The sequence below is a fragment of the Arthrobacter sp. 9V genome (genome assembly GCF_902506065.1).
In the GTDB taxonomy this organism is placed as follows: domain Bacteria; phylum Actinomycetota; class Actinomycetes; order Actinomycetales; family Micrococcaceae; genus Arthrobacter.
This window is the reverse complement of the sequence record NZ_LR732912.1, coordinates 4,546,876-4,564,741: the sequence shown is the minus strand read 5'-3', so window position 1 is coordinate 4,564,741 and position 17,866 is coordinate 4,546,876. Positions and strand designations below refer to the sequence as shown.

At 62.8% G+C, this 17,866-nt stretch carries 18 protein-coding genes; 17 read left to right on the top strand and 1 reads right to left on the bottom strand.

From position 1 onward, the window contains the following. Positions 1-174 precede the first annotated feature (174 nt). A complete protein-coding gene (locus BACI9J_RS20995; RefSeq protein WP_159736070.1) occupies positions 175-1,005 on the top strand; it encodes a hypothetical protein in 831 nt (276 codons plus the stop codon). Positions 1,006-1,019: 14 nt separating this feature from the next. Here BACI9J_RS20995 and BACI9J_RS20990 read toward each other — a convergent pair whose 3' ends face one another. Beyond that, on the bottom strand, positions 1,020-1,997 hold the full coding sequence (locus BACI9J_RS20990) for a type IV toxin-antitoxin system AbiEi family antitoxin domain-containing protein (protein ID WP_159736069.1): 978 nt from the start codon (positions 1,995-1,997) through the stop codon (positions 1,020-1,022). 1,075 nt (positions 1,998-3,072) lie between these two features. Here BACI9J_RS20990 and ftsH point away from each other — a divergent pair. From ftsH to BACI9J_RS20910, 16 genes are all read left to right on the top strand, one after another. Beyond that, positions 3,073-5,142, top strand: a complete 2,070-nt coding sequence (gene ftsH, locus BACI9J_RS20985; protein WP_159736068.1) for an ATP-dependent zinc metalloprotease FtsH — start codon at positions 3,073-3,075, stop codon at positions 5,140-5,142. A 10-nt stretch (positions 5,143-5,152) separates the two neighbouring features. Then, positions 5,153-5,788 carry a GTP cyclohydrolase I FolE gene (gene folE, locus BACI9J_RS20980; protein WP_159736067.1) on the top strand — a complete coding sequence of 212 codons (636 nt, stop codon included), beginning with the start codon at positions 5,153-5,155 and terminating at the stop codon, positions 5,786-5,788. A 5-nt stretch (positions 5,789-5,793) separates the two neighbouring features. Continuing rightward, complete coding sequence (folP, locus tag BACI9J_RS20975; RefSeq protein WP_159736066.1) at positions 5,794-6,699, top strand: dihydropteroate synthase; 906 nt, start codon at positions 5,794-5,796, stop codon at positions 6,697-6,699. 12 nt (positions 6,700-6,711) lie between these two features. Further along, the gene (gene folB, locus BACI9J_RS20970; protein WP_159736065.1) at positions 6,712-7,071 is read left to right on the top strand and encodes a dihydroneopterin aldolase; all 360 of its coding nucleotides are present in this window, start codon (positions 6,712-6,714) and stop codon (positions 7,069-7,071) included. Next, positions 7,068-7,613, top strand: a complete 546-nt coding sequence (gene folK, locus BACI9J_RS20965; protein ID WP_159736064.1) for a 2-amino-4-hydroxy-6-hydroxymethyldihydropteridine diphosphokinase — start codon at positions 7,068-7,070, stop codon at positions 7,611-7,613. The genes folB and folK overlap by 4 nt, the downstream gene beginning before the upstream one ends. Next, positions 7,610-8,131: a DUF3180 domain-containing protein gene (locus BACI9J_RS20960; RefSeq protein ID WP_159736063.1), complete on the top strand. Its 522-nt coding sequence runs from the start codon at positions 7,610-7,612 to the stop codon at positions 8,129-8,131. The genes folK and BACI9J_RS20960 overlap by 4 nt, the downstream gene beginning before the upstream one ends. Then, complete coding sequence (locus tag BACI9J_RS20955) at positions 8,112-8,624, top strand: PH domain-containing protein (RefSeq protein ID WP_159736062.1); 513 nt, start codon at positions 8,112-8,114, stop codon at positions 8,622-8,624. Before BACI9J_RS20960 ends, BACI9J_RS20955 begins: the two co-directional genes overlap by 20 nt. Then, positions 8,621-10,207, top strand: a complete 1,587-nt coding sequence (locus tag BACI9J_RS20950) for a PH domain-containing protein (RefSeq protein ID WP_159736061.1) — start codon at positions 8,621-8,623, stop codon at positions 10,205-10,207. The genes BACI9J_RS20955 and BACI9J_RS20950 overlap by 4 nt, the downstream gene beginning before the upstream one ends. Further along, entirely contained in the window at positions 10,200-11,108 is a 909-nt protein-coding gene (locus BACI9J_RS20945) for a Rossmann-like and DUF2520 domain-containing protein (protein ID WP_159736060.1), read from the top strand. Before BACI9J_RS20950 ends, BACI9J_RS20945 begins: the two co-directional genes overlap by 8 nt. Before the next feature lie 5 nt (positions 11,109-11,113). Continuing rightward, the gene (gene panC, locus BACI9J_RS20940; protein ID WP_159736059.1) at positions 11,114-12,016 is read left to right on the top strand and encodes a pantoate--beta-alanine ligase; all 903 of its coding nucleotides are present in this window, start codon (positions 11,114-11,116) and stop codon (positions 12,014-12,016) included. Between the two features lie 106 nt (positions 12,017-12,122). Next, positions 12,123-13,655, top strand: a complete 1,533-nt coding sequence (locus tag BACI9J_RS20935; protein WP_159736058.1) for a DHA2 family efflux MFS transporter permease subunit — start codon at positions 12,123-12,125, stop codon at positions 13,653-13,655. A gap of 502 nt (positions 13,656-14,157) precedes the next feature. Then, positions 14,158-14,298, top strand: coding sequence for a hypothetical protein (locus BACI9J_RS20930; RefSeq protein ID WP_014923442.1), 141 nt, complete (start codon positions 14,158-14,160; stop codon positions 14,296-14,298). Between the two features lie 17 nt (positions 14,299-14,315). Then, entirely contained in the window at positions 14,316-14,666 is a 351-nt protein-coding gene (locus tag BACI9J_RS20925; RefSeq protein WP_159736057.1) for a hypothetical protein, read from the top strand. 61 nt (positions 14,667-14,727) lie between these two features. Then, on the top strand, positions 14,728-15,039 hold the full coding sequence (locus BACI9J_RS20920; RefSeq protein WP_159736056.1) for a hypothetical protein: 312 nt from the start codon (positions 14,728-14,730) through the stop codon (positions 15,037-15,039). Between the two features lie 580 nt (positions 15,040-15,619). Then, positions 15,620-16,960 carry a ParB/RepB/Spo0J family partition protein gene (locus tag BACI9J_RS20915; RefSeq protein WP_159736055.1) on the top strand — a complete coding sequence of 447 codons (1,341 nt, stop codon included), beginning with the start codon at positions 15,620-15,622 and terminating at the stop codon, positions 16,958-16,960. A gap of 250 nt (positions 16,961-17,210) precedes the next feature. Further along, positions 17,211-17,588, top strand: a complete 378-nt coding sequence (locus BACI9J_RS20910; protein ID WP_236558800.1) for a hypothetical protein — start codon at positions 17,211-17,213, stop codon at positions 17,586-17,588. Positions 17,589-17,866: the final 278 nt, after the last annotated feature.

Genomic DNA, 17,866 nt, shown 5'->3' with positions numbered 1-17,866 from the left:
CGCGTTCTCCGCTGACGCCGCGCCCCTTTCCGCCGTTTGCACCCGTAACCTCTGGTGCGTGTGGCGGGTGTGGGTGCGGCGCTGGTGCTTAAGGGGTGCGTTCGGCGGTAGCGGGTGCGGATGTGGAGTTCGTGAAACCTGCCGCTACGCCCAGCCCCCGCGCTAAACTGGACCATGACCGGTGCTCCTGCCCGTCTCCTGACGTGGCTCGCCGTCATGGCGACTTTCCTTACGGCCTGCACTCCTGCGATCGATCTCACGGAGACCGATGCCGGCCAACCCGTGGCGTCAGTTTCCGCAGCGCCCACCGCGGGTGAGCTCGCCGAAGACCCATCAACGAACGCCACCCAGACTCCTGCGCCACCGCCGTCTGCACCGGTGCCACCTCCGCGGTCAGCTGCGCCCGAGGCTTTCGCTTTGAACCTCTACCAAGAGGGGGACTTTGTCCCGCAGTACACCTTTGACTGGTGTGTTGCTGCGAGCATTCAGATGGCACATAACCTCATCGATGACACTGGAGGTGGAACGTGGGCAGCCTCTGCACAGCAAGGCGAGCTGTGGGAGATGGCCCGTGCACGGTCATCTAATTCGTTCAACGGTGCCAATCCTTTGGGCTGGGCGCAGGTGTTAACTGAGGCCGGAATGGGCCCGTACTCGGTGGTAAGCATTGCGAATTACGAGGACGCGCTGCAGACAGCTGCGCGTGCAATAGCCGAAACCGGGCGGCCGGTGGGGCTGGTTATGTGGAGCGGCCGGCATGCCTGGGTGATGAGCGGCTTTGAGTCGATGGGTGATCCCGCGCAGTTCCGTGAGTTTCAGGTTACGGGGATTCGTGTCTTGGACCCGCTCTATCCATACGGCAGCGGGCAGTGGGGTCCTTCTCCCGAGCCCAACAGTCTGCTTACGCCGGAACAGTTAGCCGCACAGTTCGTGGTGCGTGAGCCGCGGCGCTGGAGCACGGACCTGCCCACTGGTTACTTGCTGGTGCTGCCGGTCGCGGCCTGACTTAACTGGATTCCTTAGGCAGCACGGAGAGAGCGAAGACCGCCGTCATTCAGAATACGAGCGAACACGCGTGGGTTCATCATGTCGGACCAGTCCCATCGAATAACGGAAAGGCCAAGTGCCCGAAGCGCGTTTTCGCGGGCCTTCTCAGCCATGACGGCCTGCTGGATGGTCTGGCCTCCGCGCAGCTCATGTCTCAAGTACTTTCCGTGCCCATCGAATTCCCCCACCAGATCGAGCTCGGGCCACCAGAAATCAGTTCGGGCAGTTCTTCCGTTTCCCAGGGTAAATGAGCTTTGAAGGCTAGGCATGGGAAAGTTGAGCAAGATCATTTGAGCTCGGCTCATGGATTCACCCACTGATTCGGAGTGCTCTGAGGAGAGATCCAGAATCGATGCGGCACGTCGCTTCCTTGAGAGGCTGGTGAGGGCGGTGACAGCTTCAGTCAATTCGTCCATCCGTGCTGGAGGACCCCACGGCTTGTCCTTATTCCAATTGTCGGCCTCAAAAGCGTCTCCCCATCTCTGCTTTCGTCGGCTGGAGTCCGCAACGGCCAAGGCCTCAGCAAAATTCAGGCAGGCTGCCAGCTCTACCGTGGTGCGGACCTTGTCTGTGACATGGAATGCGCCCAGTTCGGCTACTCCAATGTCCAAGGACCCCAAGCTTCTCCGGATCCCGTGCTTTGACCTGCCGCCTCGAGGGTCATCGGTGACCGTACATAGGCGCTTCGGCACGCCCACTACGCCGAGCCCCCAAAGGAGTGCGGCCGTCTGCAAGTTGAAGAGGGGCGCAGTCATGGCTCCATTGACCAGAGCAGCTGCTTGAAGTCCGTGCCGCTGGCGCTCATTTAATTCCGACCAATAAGCAGAGGGAATGTATGCGCCCCGCCGGACCCGGACGAGCTCACCACGTTTGGCCTGCTTAGCGAGCTGGCGCGCGTCCTGTCCGATACGTGTGGCGTCTGAAGCAAGTATGAGTTCTGGGATGGGCATGGGTTCCACGCTTCCCGTTCTTGTTCGACGTCGAAAGCGTTAATCCGGGCTATGTGGAAAAACAGCAGCAAGCCACACGATAGAAGCAGCAAACCACACGAAAGAAACGAAGAGTGCACGACGCCAAATTGCGCGAATCGGGGGGAGCTCCTCCAGGTCTGCACCCTTTTCCGCCGAGCGCACCAGTTCCTCAACAGGCCCGCACCCTTTTGCGCCGTGCGCGCCGGTGGTTACGGGGGCAGAGGGCGCGTGCGGGTGCGCGGGCCAGAGGAAGCGGTGGTTACGGGTGCGGAGGGCGCGAGCGGGTGCGCTGCCCGGTGGTCTGTGAAGGTTCCAGAGGTGTGGTTCGGTGGGAGTCAGAAGGCTGTTTCGGGTGGTGGAGCTCCTCCAGGCCTGCACCCTTTTGCGCCGAGCGCGCCCGTTCCTCACCATGCCCGCACCCCTTTCCGCCATTCGCGCCGGTGGTTACGGGGGCAGAGGGCGCGTGCGGGTGCGCGGGCCAGAGGAAGCGGTGGTTACGGGTGCGGAGGGCGCGTGCGGGTGCGCGGGCCAGAGGAAGCGGTGGTTACGGGTGCGGAGGGCGCGTGCGGGTGCGCTGCCCGGTGGTCTGTGAAGGTTACAGGGGTGTGGTTCGGTGGGAGTCAGAAGGCTGTTTCGGGTGGTGGAGCTCCTCCAGGTCTGCACCCTTTTGCGCCGAGCGCGCCCGTTCCTCACCATGCCCGCACCCCTTTCCGCCATTCGCGCCGGTGGTTACGGGGGCAGAGGGCGCGAGCGGGTGCGCTGCCCAGAGGGAGCGGTGGTTACGGGGGCAGAGGGCGCGTGCGGGTGCGCGGGCCAGAGGAAGCGGTGCGCCGGCAACGAGGGCAACACCGGGCGGGACCACCAGAGCAACACAAAACCCTGTTCCAGCACACACAACGCGAGTATCCTGTGTACGCCCAGAGGGAACTTTTGGACTTTCCGATGCGTGAATTACTGGGAACGGTGTATAGCTTGAAACTGAAGCAGCACCACTCGCGCGCAGAAGTTGCGCCTTGAAGCACTACCAGGAGGGACGGGGCAAAACCCCGATCAGATGAAAGCTAAGAGTTTCTTCAAGGGCCCGGGCATCTGGATTGTTGTCGTCGTTGGCTTGCTCCTGGTGGCATTCGCAACACTGGCTCCGGGCGGGTCCACGCGCATTGACACCAAAGAGGGCCTCGAACTCCTTTCCCAAAGCGGGAAGGTTGAGCAGGCCAAAATTTTCGACGCCGAGAACCGCGTTGACCTGGTGCTTAAGGACAACCTGAACCTGGATGGCCAGGACAAGGGCAAGAACGTGCAGTTCTTCTACGTCACGGACCGTGGTCCGGACGTGGTTAAGGCTGTTACCAACGCCAACCCGGACAAGGGCTTCACGGACCAGCCGGTGGAAAACAACTGGTTCTCCGGGCTGTTCTCCCTGCTGATCCCTGTGTTGCTGCTCGGTGTCCTGTTCTGGTTCCTGCTTTCCCGCATGCAGGGCGGCGGCTCCAAGGTGATGCAGTTCGGTAAGTCCAAGGCCAAGCTGGTCAATAAGGACATGCCGCAGGTGACCTTCTCTGACGTTGCCGGCGCTGACGAAGCCGTGGAAGAGCTCCAGGAAATCAAGGAGTTCCTCCAGGAACCGGCTAAGTTCCAGGCAGTGGGGGCCAAGATCCCCAAGGGTGTTCTGCTCTACGGCCCTCCAGGTACCGGTAAGACGCTTCTTGCCCGCGCTGTTGCCGGCGAGGCAGGCGTTCCGTTCTTCTCCATCTCCGGCTCGGACTTCGTTGAGATGTTCGTCGGTGTTGGTGCTTCACGTGTTCGCGACCTCTTCGAACAGGCCAAGGCAAGCTCACCGGCCATCATCTTTGTTGATGAAATCGACGCCGTCGGACGTCACCGCGGTGCGGGCATCGGCGGCGGCAATGATGAGCGCGAGCAGACGTTGAACCAGCTCCTCGTTGAGATGGACGGCTTCGACGTCAAGACCAATGTGATCCTCATTGCGGCTACCAACCGTCCCGACGTCCTGGATCCTGCGTTGCTGCGCCCGGGCCGTTTCGACCGCCAGATCACCGTGGAAGCACCGGACATGATCGGCCGTGAGCAGATCCTCAACGTGCACGCCAAGGGCAAGCCGATGGCTCCTGGCATCGACCTCAGGGGTGTTGCCAAGAAGACTCCGGGTTACACGGGTGCGGACCTGGCCAACGTCCTGAACGAAGCTGCGCTGCTCACTGCGCGTTCCAATGCCAATCTGATCGACGACCGCGCGCTGGACGAGGCAATCGACCGCGTCATGGCGGGCCCGCAGAAGCGCAGCCGCGTCATGAAGGAACTCGAGCGCAAGATCACCGCGTACCACGAAGGCGGCCACGCCCTGGTTGCTGCCGCACTGCGCAACTCTGCGCCGGTCACCAAGATCACCATCCTTCCCCGCGGACGCGCCCTGGGTTACACCATGGTGATTCCCGAGGACGACAAGTACTCGGTCACCCGCAACGAGCTGCTTGACCAGATGGCCTACGCCATGGGCGGCCGTGTTGCTGAGGAAATCGTGTTCCACGACCCCTCCACAGGTGCATCCAACGACATCGAAAAGGCCACCTCCACGGCCCGGAAGATGGTCACTCAGTACGGCATGAGCGAACGTGTTGGTGCCGTGAAGCTGGGCCAGGGCGGTGGCGAGCCGTTCCTCGGCCGCGATGCCGCACAGGAGCGCAACTTCTCGGATCAGATCGCCTACGTTGTGGACGAGGAAGTGCGTCGCCTGATCGACCAGGCGCACGATGAGGCTTACGCCATCCTCACCGAAAACCGGGACGTTTTGGATCGCCTGGCGCTGGAACTGCTGGAACGGGAAACCCTGAACCAGACAGAGATCGCCGAGATCTTCCACGACATCCGGAAGCGCGATTTCCGCGAGATCTGGCTGTCCAAGGAATCCCGTCCGGTGCAGTCCATCCCGCCGGTGGAATCACGCGCGGAGAAGGCTGAACGCGAAGCCCAGGAAGAAGCCAAGAAGGCCCGTCTGGACGAGCCTTTGGACGTCGTGGCGCCTCACGCCCAGGGAGTGAGCAGCCAGGAGTCATTCCAAGCCCCGCAGCCCGACGGCGGCAACGACCACCCGCATCACGGCTAAGCTTTCTGCTGTGACTCATTTCGACGACGACGACGACCTCGCCGCCGCCCACGGTTCCGCCGCGGGCTCTACGCACGCCCACAAAGTGGATCGCCCGCGCATTGAAGCGGCTGTCCGTGAGATTCTCCTGGCAATTGGTGAAGATCCTGAGCGTGGGGGCCTTTTGGACACGCCCAAGCGCGTGGCCAAGGCTTACGCGGAGGTCTTTGCGGGTCTGCACCAGCACCCTGCGGATGTCCTTTCCACCACCTTTGACCTCGACCATGAAGAGCTTGTCCTGGTAAAGGACATCCCCTTCTACTCGACGTGTGAGCATCACTTGGTGCCGTTCCACGGGGTGGCGCATGTTGGTTATATTCCGTCACATGATGGAAAGGTGACCGGCCTGAGCAAGTTGGCACGGTTGGTGGATATCTATGCGCGGCGGCCCCAGGTGCAGGAGCGCCTCACTACCCAGATCGTTGAGGCATTGGTGAAGCACCTCAACCCGCGCGGCGCGATTGTCGTCGTCGAATGTGAACACATGTGCATGTCCATGCGCGGCATTCGCAAGCCCGGCGCAAAGACCGTCACCAGTGCGGTGCGCGGTCAACTCCATGACCCGGCCACCCGCGCCGAGGCCATGAGCCTCATACTCGGAAGGTAAGCACTATGGACTCCCTCGCTGCAGCACCCGGAACCGGCCCGGCCACAAGCCCGCTGCCGATTCTCCGCAAACCGCGTCCCGCGGCCAGGTTCGAGGACCTGCCAAAGGACCGCACGCTCGTCATGGGAATCCTCAATGTCACCCCGGATTCCTTTAGCGACGGCGGCACTCACCGGACGCCGGATACCGCGATCGCACTGGGCCTGCGGATGTTTTATGCCGGTGCGGACATCATCGACGTCGGTGGTGAATCCACGCGCTCGGGCGCTGAACCGGTTTCCCCTGAGGAAGAACAGCACCGGGTGATCCCGGTGATCAAGGCGCTGGTGAAGGCCGGCGCGCTGGTCAGCATCGACACCATGCACACGTCCACCGCGGCAGCTGCCGTGGAGGCGGGTGCTGCCATCATCAACGACGTCTCCGGCCTGACCATTGAACCGGATATGCCGGAGCTCGTGGCCCGGACCAAGGTTCCGTACATCCTGACTCACCGCCGGGGCGACGCCCTGACCATGGACAGCCTCACGGATTACAACAACGTGACAGAGGACGTGGTTGCTGAGCTCAGCGGCGTCCGCGACAAACTTTATGCAGCAGGCGTTGCGCCGGAGCAGATCATCATTGATCCCGGAGTTGGTTTCTCCAAGAACGAGGATCAGAACTGGGAAATCCTGAAGAACCTGGACCAGCTTTTCTCGTTGGGCCACAAGGTCGTGGTTGCTGCGTCCCGTAAGCGGTTCCTCGGTTCGCTTCTCACTGTGGCAGGCAAGTCTGCCGCACCTCTGGAGCGGGACGCCGCTACCGCTGCCATCACCGCCTTGAGTGCCACCAAGGGCGCTTGGGCTGTCCGGGTTCACGACGTCGGCCCCAGCCTTGACGCCGTCAAGGTTGCCGCCCGCATTTCCCGCTGATTGGATACCGCTGTGGACAGGATCACGCTGACCGGCGTCACCGCCGTCGGTTATCACGGAGTGTTTGATTTCGAACGTCGTGACGGCCAGCCTTTCGTTGTGGACGCCGTGTTGTACACGGACTTCACCAAGGCTGCTGAGACGGATGATCTCCAGTACACGGCCCACTACGGTGAAGTGGCTGAACTGATTACCAAGCACATTGAGGGCGAGCCCCTGAACCTCATCGAGGGCTTGGCGGTCCGGATCGCCGAGGGCATCCTTGAGAACTACAACGTGGCCGCCGTCGACGTCACCGTTCACAAGCCCAAGGCGCCGATCGAGGTCCCGTTCGGCGACGTTACTGTCAGCGTCCACCGGGAGCGATCATGACATCCGGCTATACCAGGGCCATCCTGGCCCTTGGGAGCAACCTTGGGGAGCGGAACGACACCTTGTCCACCGCCGTTGCGGATCTGGTGGACCCGCCGGAGGTGCGCCTCTTGGGTGTCTCCCCCGTGGTGCAGACCAAGGCGGTGGGTGGTCCGGAGGGCCAACCGGATTTTCTGAACATGGTCATGGCTGTGGAGACCACGCTGACTCCCATGGAGCTCCTGAAGCACTGCCATTCAGTGGAACAGAAGCATCACCGCACCCGCGAGGTGCGTTGGGGTCCAAGGACGCTGGACGTGGACGTGATCGTGTTCGGCGATGTCACCAGCGATGATCCTGTTCTGACCATTCCGCATCCCCGGGCAGCCGAGCGCGCTTTTGTGCTCTACCCGTGGTCCCTGCTGGAGCCGCACGCCACACTGGGTGGCCGGAGCGTGGCTGAACTGGCCGCCGTCGCCGATGACATGCCGGACATCCGGCGTTTCGACGGTTTCGGAGACGTGGCCGGCATACCCGCTGCCGGAGCAGTGGAGCAGCAATGAAAGCAATGCGACCCGTAGTTCTGGTGCTCATCGCGGTCATCGCTGCCGTGATTGGTTGGTTGGCTACGGTCACTACCAATCGTTTCAGCATGCCAACCCCTGTGCTGCCGGTCTCTGCGCTCATCACCATGGCTTTCATAGCAGTGCTGACACTCATCATGGGCGTCCGGGTGCTTCGTTGGCGCAATGGTAAGAAGAGGAATCTGCTGAATCCGATCCTGGCAGCGCGGACCCTGATTCTGGCCCAGGCCTGCGCCTACGCCGGAACGCTGCTCCTGGGCTGGCATGCCGGAATCGCCACGGATCTTCTCCGCATTGGTGGTTTGCGTGGCGGCGAAGGAGTTCTCTGGAATGCCCTGCTGATGGGCGGTGGCGGCGTGGTGATGGTGGTGGTGGGGATCGTGGTGGAGCGGTTCTGCCGGATCCCTCCGGAGGATCTTGAAGGTGGCACCGCCGGACCGGAAAGTCGTCGCGGCGAAACCAAAGGTGAAGGCGAGTATGCATACCGAGGCGATTGATCCTCCCGGCGTCCAGTGGCTGCGGGTTTCCCCGAAGTACGTCACGGTTCGCTTGGTGGAGTGGGCTATCGGCAACGTTGTGATGTTGGCGGTCCTTAGTTTGCCTCTCATTTTTGTTCTGCTTGGCTGGTGGCGCTGGCCGCCGTTATGGCTGGCAATCGCGGTTCCTGCGGTGATGCTGGTGTTGGCCTTGTGGCGTCTGGTGCTGATTCCCCGCCAGGTGCGGGCAATCGGGTACACCGAACGCGACGACGACCTCCTCATCCGCCGCGGCATCTTCTTCCAGAGAACCATGGTGGTCCCTTACGGCCGGATGCAATATGTGGACGTGGCGGTGGGTCCAGTTGAACGCAGCCTGGGGCTGTGCACCCTCAAACTCCATACGGCCTCGGCGGGAACCAACGCGCACTTGCCTGGGCTTCCCTCGGCAGAAGGGGCACGTTTGCGCGAGCAGCTTTCGGCTCGCGGAGAAGCCAGGTTGGCCGGGCTGTGAGCCTGGAGAACGACGCCACTCATAGCCTCCCGGCCAAGTCTGAACAAGCGGTCGACGGCGACTGGAACCGTGTCCACCCTGCGTCACCGTTCGTTCGCGGCTGGGTGGCGCTTGCCGCCGTCGGGTTCTTCTTTGGACGTGACGCTTTCGAACGGATGCTGCAGGGGCGGGATTTTGTAGATCCGAATCTCAGCGGCCGGGTGCCGTGGCTTCTGGCCGGCGGCGCCGTGGTGTTGCTGTTGACGGTTGGTGGTTTCATTCTCAGCTGGTATTTCACGCGCTACCAAGTGGCGGAGGGGTACGTCCGGGTCAACACCGGTTTCCTCTTCAAGCAGCAACGGCAGGCTCGCTTGGATCGTGTGCAGGCAATCGACATTGTGCAACCGCTCCTGGCGCGGATCTTCGGGCTTGCCGAACTCAAATTCGAAGTGGCCGACGCCGGCGAGTCGGCCGTGCGGCTGGCTTACCTTCCGCTGGACCAGGCCAAACAGTTGCGTGCCACCATCCTCGCGCGGGCGGCGGGCGTGGTCAGCGGATCCGAGACTACTGAGGAAATTCCGGAAGCTCCTGAGCACGTTGTGCTGTCCGTGCCCCCGTCCCGGCTTATTGGTTCCCTCCTGCTCAGTGAGCAAACCATTGGTATTTTGCTGGGGGCCGCAGTTGTAGTCACAACCTCTGTGGTGTTCGAAAACAACGCAATTTTCCTGGCGCTCATCCCCGGCATCCTGGGTATTGCTGCCTCCTATTGGAGTTCGTTCAATAAGGGCTACAACTTCACGGCCGCAATTTCCCCGGACGGGATCCGGCTCCGGTACGGGCTTCTGGACACGCAGGCGCAGACTCTTCCGCCCGGTAGGATTCAAGCGCTCATGGTGGCTCAGCCGCCCATTTGGCGCATCTTCGGCTGGTACCGGATTCACGTCAACGTGGCGGGCTATGGTTTGGCTGCCAGCACTGAGGGTGCCCGCACTTTGCTGCTTCCCGTTGGCATGAGGCCTGAGGTCCTGCGGATGATGTCCCTCGTGCTGCCGGATCCCGGGGTTGCGGATCCGGAGCGGGTTTTCACTGCCGGGCTGGACGGACTTGGACCGGCCGGAACGGACTTGGCAACGAGCGACGACTTCACCACTACTCCCCGCCGCGCCCGCCTGTTGGCCCCGCTCGGGTGGCGACGCAACGGGTTCCTCGCAACGCAAACTGCCTTACTCATCCGATCCGGGCGCTGGTGGCACACTCTGGTGATGGTTCCGCACCAGCGGACGCAATCCATGGCACTGCACCAAGGCCCTTTGGCAAGGCGATTCGGCGTGGCCGATCTTGTCCTCCACACCACGGCGGGGCCCGTTTCGCCCAGAGTGTTCCAGGCAGGCGTTGAGCAGGCCGTGGAGCTCTTCGATCAGCAGGCTGCCCGGGCCAGGGAAGCCCGGAAGCGGCAAACCAGCGAACAATGGCTGGCTCAGGTGGCCCCGCAGGCTCCGGAGCTTGCGCCGGCTCAGTCCGAACAACGGGCTCAGCCCGAACAACCGGCTCAGCCCGAACAACCCCGCATTTCACTACAACAGGAGGACCGCCACGATGGCTAGGCCAGGACGACTCGGCGTCGGGATTATCGGCGCCGGCAAGGTGGGTGCCGTGTTGGGTGCCGCTTTGCGCGCAGCCGAGCACGCCGTCGTCGGTGTTTCTGCTGTGTCCGAGGCGAGTCGCGAGCGAGCAGAGAACCTGCTTCCGGGCGTCCCCGTTCTGGAGATCCAGGACATCGTGGAACGCTCCGAGCTGGTTTTGCTGGCCGTGCCGGACGACGCCCTTGGCGAGTTGGTTGCGGGGCTGGCCAAACTCGGCGCGTGGCAGCCCGGACAGCTGGTGGCGCATACCTCGGGCCGGTTCGGCGTCGGAATCCTCAACCCTGTCCGCGCGGTCGGCGCGATTCCGCTTGCCCTGCACCCCGCCATGACCTTCACGGGCATGAGCCTGGACTTGACCCGTCTCATGGATTGCACGTTCGGAGTCACGGCCGATGCTGCCATGTTGCCGATCGCGCAGGCATTGGTGGTTGAGATGGGCGCCGAGCCGGTGGTGATTGCCGAGGCCGACCGTACCCTGTATCACGCTGCCCTTGCGCATAGCTCCAATCACATGGTCACCCTGGTGGCGCAGGCGTCGCAGATGCTGCGGGAGATCGGCGTCGAAACTCCCGAGGCCATGCTTGGTCCGCTGTTGCGTGCGACGCTGGAGAACGCCCTTGCCTCCGGCGAATCTGCGCTGACCGGTCCGGTTGCGCGGGGGGATGTGGGAACCGTGTCCGCGCACGCCCAGGCTTTGAAAGAGTACGACGGCGGTGCGGGCGGCGACGTCCTCGCGGCTTACCAAGCAATGGCACGGGCCACTGCGCGCAGGGCGGGAAACCGCGGACTGCTGCGCCCGGAACAACTGAATGACATTGACCAGGCCTTGGGCGCCGAACCCGGGTCGCCGGAAGGAAACTGAACAGCATGGCCATCAAACTTGTAACCACTGCGACGGAACTGCGGGCGGAGAGCGCAAGGCTCCTGGCCGTCAAAGGCGGGAATTCACAGGGGCTGGTGCCCACCATGGGAGCCCTGCACTCCGGTCACGCGGCGCTTGCCAGGACAGCCGTGGCAGAGAATGACGTGGTTGTGGCCACCATTTTCGTCAACCCCCTGCAGTTCGGTGATGCCGTGGACCTGGACCGCTACCCACGCACCCTCGACGCCGACATGGCCCTGCTTGATGCCGAGGGCGTTGACCTGGTGTTCGCACCATCAGTGGACGAGGTGTACCCGGGAGGCCAACCACTGGTGCGGGTGACAGCGGGCGCGCTGGGCGAAAAGTGGGAAGGTGCCTCGCGCCCCGGGCACTTCGACGGTGCCCTCACCGTGGTGGCCAAGTTGCTGCACTACGGACTCCCGGGAGGGGCCGCTGCGGACGGCACGACGGCGGCCTACCGGGCCTATTTCGGCCAGAAGGACGCGCAGCAGCTGGCTTTGGTGAAGCGCATGGTCTCGGACCTGAACTTCCCTGTAGAGATCGTCCCGGTGCCAATCGTTCGTAGTGACGGCGGTTTGGCGCTCTCCAGCCGCAATCGGTTCCTTTCCGAGGAAGAGCACGAAGCAGCGTTGGTGTTGTCGCGGGCTTTACGCCTCATCGAGTCCCGCGCAAACGCGCATGAACCGCTGGACCTCGATTCCGCCGTCGCGCTTGTTCAGTCCCAGCCGCTGGTGGAACTGGACTATTTTGACGTCGTTGATCCCGTAACGCTGGAGCCCCTGGCGGAGAACTGCAAGGAAACACCCTTCCGCGGTGAGGGGTTGGCGATCATCGCAGCCAAGGTGGGGCCGGTGCGGCTGATCGACAACGCTCCTTTGTTCTCCTAGCGTTCAGGAATTTTCCTACTGACGGGAATTGGATGGGCGTTTAGACTGTTTTAGTCTTCACCGGCACAGATCGCCGGACACCAAATCCAAACCTTGGGGAATCCTCATGTCTACCGACGTCACGTCCGACGCCAACGGCAAACCTGAATCAGGCGTTTCCGGCACCGTCACCTCCGCAGAGGCGCAGGTGTCACAGGCGCAGGCTTCACAGGCGCCGGCCTCGAACGGCCCGGTGTCCGACGCCTCGGTGTCCGGGAAGATGTCACGTGAATCCGTGACAGTCATCGTCACGCTGCTGGTGGCAACCTTCGTTGTCATCCTCAACGAGACCATCATGAACGTCGCCCTCCAGCGACTCATGACAGACCTTCAAGTGAGCGCTTCCACCGTGCAGTGGCTGGCCACCGGCTTCATGCTGACCATGGCCGTGGTTATCCCCACCACCGGGTTCATCCTGCAACGGATGAGCACCCGCGGAGCATTCATGCTGGCCATGGGACTGTTCAGTGGTGGAACCTTGCTGGCCGCACTGGCGCCGGGTTTCCTGGTGTTGCTGTTGGCACGCATCGTTCAGGCCGGTGGTACCGCCATTATGCTGCCGCTGCTGATGACCACCATTCTCACACTGGTGCCCATGTCCAAGCGTGGTGCCGTCATGGGCAACGTGAGCATAGCCATCTCCGTGGCTCCGGCCATGGGCCCCACCGTTTCAGGCATCATCCTGGACAACTTCTCGTGGCGCTTCATGTTCGTGTTCGTGCTGCCCGTTGCCTTGGCTGCCTTCGCGATCGGGGCCAAGTACCTCACCAACGTGGGAGAACGCGAGAAGACCACCCTGGATGTTCCTTCGGTGATCCTCACCGTGCCCGCATTCGGTGGCTTGGTTTACGGCCTGAGCCAGATCGGCGGCGCGGACGCCGGCGTTGTTCCCGTCATCGCACTGGTGGTGGGTATCCTCTGCCTGGCATTGTTTGTCTTCCGGCAACTCAAGCTCCAGAAGTCCGACGCCCCGCTGCTTGACCTTCGCGCCTTCAAGTTCCGCATGTTCACGGTGTCCACGCTGCTGATGGTCGTTGCCATGATGGCGCTGTTCGGCGGCGTGATCCTGTTGCCGCTGTACCTCCAGAACACCCTTCACCTTCAGCCTTTGGAAACCGGGCTGGCACTGTTGCCCGGCGGTTTGGCCATGGGCCTGCTGGGACCGGTCATCGGGCGGATCTTCGACAAAGTGGGCCCGCTCCCTCTGACCGTAACCGGCTCCGTGCTGATGGTCCTGACGCTCTGGCAGTTCTCCCGTCTGGATGAGGGAAGTTCGCTTGGCTGGGTTATTGCCCTGCACGTCACCCTGAGCCTCGGCTTGGCCTTGCTCTTTACACCCGCCTTCACCACAGGCTTGAACCCGTTGCCTCCGCACCTCTACTCCCACGGTTCCGCAATCATCAGCACCGCACAGCAGGTGGCCGGTGCAGCTGGTACGGCTTTGCTCGTGTCCATCTACGCGGTGGTCTCTGCCTCGTCCGGCCTGGTGGCCGGTATGCAGGCAGCGTTCCTGGCCGCCACCGCTATTGCAGTCGCAGCCGTGGTGCTCGGTGCCATGATGCGCAAGACCGAAGGCGCCGGAGGGCACGGGGGCCACTAACCCCGGTTAAGGCTGTGGGCTGTGGTGGCTGCAGCCTGTGTTGAGGGCGGCGGTCGTTGTGGGCTGTGGTGGCGGCGGTCATGTTCGGTGTGCTCGGTCGTTCCTCCCTTGGACGCGCGCTGCCGGATGACCGCCGCCCCTCCCGACGCTCGCTCACCTTCCCTCGGGTTTGGGCTGGACGCTCGTGCAGGTCCCTCGGGCTTATTGTCGACGCTCGCTCATTTCCCTCGGGTTTGGTCTGGACGCTCTCTCACTTTTGGTGGGGGAGCGTTGTGGTTTAAAGGTTCGACGGCGGTGGTTGGGTTTGGGGTTTGGGTTTGGGGGCGGGTGTGTGGGTGGTTGGTTGTGTGATGGGCTTCACGGGAAGTTGTTGGTGGGTTTGCTCCGCTGGCCGCCAAGCAAGCAAGCTTGCCAGCAACCAAAAAACAACGGGGGAGGAAAGAAAGTAGCTGGCCGGGTCACACCGCTCCCTCACCAATCCTCTGCAAAGGACACAAAACCAATGAACACCACAGAACCCCAGGAACCGGCGTTTCAGCACAAGACGGACGCAGATTGGTTCTATGCCTTGGACCTGGACAATGCCGAAGATCGCCGACTCGCCAACGGCGGGCATGATCCGCTCACTGACGGACCTCTCTAGAAGGGCAAGGAGACGCCATGCTTACCCACCGCATAGCCCTTTACATCCCGTCGCGACTCAGCGAGAACGTCACCGTGGCCAGCCTTGATGCCCGTCACAGCAGCCTTCAAATCATCGTCGGCGGCGGCCTGGAGTGCATCGCCAGAGGAGACTGGCAGGTCTACCTGAACGCCGACACGCAAACGACCGGACCATCGAACGTCCGCGCCGCGCAGCTGCTCCACGAAACCGGGCTTGATCTGCCCGTCACCGGGAACGCCGTGTTCCTGGGCAGGGAAGGTCTCAGTCATGACGTCGACGTTCCGGAGTACTTGATCCGCCGTGCCGAAGCACTCTTCGACACCCGGCTGACCCAGCCAGCGGCCTAAACCAATAGGGTGGCCGGGACCAGCTCCCGGCCACCCTCCCAAGTTTTGAGGAAACAGAACCATGACGAACTTCTGGGATGAAGACGGCGATTTCGACTACGAAGCCCACCACGAGGCAGGCCAACGCGACCAAGCAGTCGAGACGGCCGCAAGGATCGGCTACCCGGGAATGGCGGATGCTTTCTACTACTTCGGGCTGCAGGGCAAACCGGATGCAACCTTCACGCCCGAACTGCTCACGGCGTTGGATACGTGGCAGGTCCAGCTCAAGAAAATAGAAGCTGCCCCGGCCGACGAGGAAATCAAGGATCTACAGCGCCAGACCGAGGAAGCCACCAACGCGATCCTCACCAAGATCGACAGCGCCACGTAAGCCGGGTGGGCCGTTCGCCTTTCGTGGGCGGGCGGTCCGCCGCAGGTGGCCGGCACTTGTGGGTGGTTGCCGGCGACGGACCGCCGTTCCCGCCCAAGGGCCGGCACTGCTCACCTGGTGCGTGCGGCAAGCCCGGGCCGGGATTGACTTGGGCGGATCCCCCGCGGACCAGGGAGAGGCATGCTCGCGGGGCTCGCACCCTTTTGGGCGTCCACTCCGCTTCGCTCCGTGGCCGGCTGTTGGGCCCGGTCCCGACGTCGCAGAGCTCCGCCGTGCCCGGTCCTGTTGTGTCTACGACGTTTTTTGGCTGCTGTCCTTCGGATTCTATGTGTCCGCTCCACCCCGTCTAGCCCCTCCGCGGGCTCCGGGGCCTGCGGTGCAGGAATTTCCCTACGGCGCTCCTGCGTCGCTTATTTCCTCCGGGAATTTCCCACACCTTGCCCAAGGGTAGACAGGCCTCCGTCGGCCACAGCTCCGCAAGCTTCGCCAGCAGCCAAAAAACAACGGGGGAGGAAAGAAAGTAGCTGGCCGGGTCACACCGCTCCCTCACCAACCATTCCTCTGCAAAGGACACAAAACCATGAACGCAGCACCAACGCTCGAACTGCTTGACCCCACCACCTTGACCGTGGACACCAACGTTCGCAAGGATGCCGGACTCACCAAGGAGTTCGTGGCCAGCATCAAGGAACACGGCGTGCTGGTGCCCGTCGTCGCCCACCGGACCGAGGACGGAACCGTGCACGTGCTGATGGGACAGCGCCGCACCCTTGGAGCCGTTGAGGCAGGAGCCGCGAGCATTCCCGTGCTCGTCGGTGCCAGCCCCGAGGAAGCGGAACGCCTCGCCACGCAGGTAGTTGAGAACGACCATCGCAGCGCACTCACCGACGGCGACCGCGCCGAAGCGTTCCACCAAATGGCACTGCTGGGCGTGAGCGCTAACGTCATCGCCCGGAAGATGGGAGCAAAGAAAGCAGTGGTGGAAACCGCGCTGAAGGTCAAAGCGAACGCCACCGCAGCCCAGGCACTGGACCAAGGCCTGACGCTGGAACAGTCAGCCGTGATCGAGGAATTCGCAGACGACGCCGAGGCAGTGGCTCTGCTCGAAAGCCTCGCCACTGAGAATCCCGGGAACTTCGCCCACCGGGCGCAGCGGCTCCGCGACGAGCGCAAGAACAACGCCCTGCTCGCCGAAGCCTGCGCCGAGGCTGCCGCTAAAGGTCTCACGGTGCTGGAACAAGACCCCAGCTACTACGACTACAAGGGACCCGCCGCCCTGATCTCAGCACTGACCACCGCCGAGGGTGAACGCCTCAGCGAGACGGACGCCGACGCGGTGTACATCGGCATCGGTTACAGCGGTTTGATGACGAGGTTCGCCGTGGCTGACTGGAAGGCCCGCGGGCTGCGGAAGGACGGCAAGGCCCCGGCAGGAGGGATGACCGAGGAGGAAAAGGCCGCACGCCGGGAGGTCATTGAAAACAACAAAGCCATGGATTCGGCCGAGGTGGTACGCAGGGAGTTCGTCAAAACCCTGCTGGCGCGCAAGGCCCTGCCAAAGAACGCCCAGAAGTTCATCGCCCACACGATTGCCCACGCCAGCTACATCCTGACCAAGGCCTTGAACAAGACCGAACTCACGGCGGAACTACTGGGCACCGGCACCGGGTACGGCGAGTTCACGGCCTACGTGGACAAGCCCACCACCAAACCCGAAACGGTCACCCTCGCCATGATGATCACCGCCTACGAGGCAAACATCGATCGCACGAGCTGGCGGAGTAGCAACAGCAGCAACCGCTACTACCTCGCCCAGCTCACGGCATGGGGATACGAAGCCAGCGACGTCGAAAAGATCATCCTCACCGACCCCAAGACCGAGGAAACCACGGAAAGTGCGGACCAACCCGAAGCCGCCTAGACCCCTTGCCGGGCGGAACCCCACCGCCCGGCAAGGCCCCCGGCCACTCACCACGAGCAGGGCCGGGAACCTCCCAAACGTCGGGCGGTCCGCCGCCCAGGGCGAACCACAGCAGTCAATCACCAGCGACGGACCGCCGTTCAACGCGACCAAGCACACGGGAACCAAAATCCGCGCTCCCGCCGCCCCTGGCTACTCGTATCGGGTCCCCACAGAGAAGTCTGTCGGAGGCCACCGTTAGGCTCATCCCATGGCAGCGCAGACAGGAGTCACCATGAATACGCAGACACCCCCAGGGGTCACTCTCGCTGAGATCTTCCCTGGCCTGTCCCCAATCCTTGACCAGGTGGTGATGGGGGCGTTGATCTTCACGGCCGTCGCCACGATCTATCTGGGCATCGGGTGGATGATCGCGCACTCCAGAATGGAAGACCTCGATGACGACACCGACACCATGCCGTTCCACATCGGCTTCGTCACCGCCATCTCCTTGCCCCTGATCCTGATGAACAACATGCGGAGCATTACCGGGCTGATCATCGGCGCAGCGATCGGAGCCGCCCTCGCCCTGGGCATTTACCTTCTCTTGCGCCGCTACCGGGCAACACACCCGCGAACCACGCGCTGACGGGCAAGACTTCAGTCTTGTAGACTGAACCACAGATTTCCTTTTGCAGAGGGAAAATAGGAAGGGCCGGCACTTACAGTGCCGGCCCTTCACCCTTTAACCCGACTAGCCGCCCAGCCCGCGCCACCTGGGAACAGTTAGCTACCAGAGCAGAACGACCGGCAACGTCTCCCATGGGCCAGGACACCCGCCGCCGACCGGCCACGCGCTGAGGAAAGTTTCTTTCAGCCGGGACGACACATGGGGGCCACGCGAAATCACCTGATGCAGGCATAAGA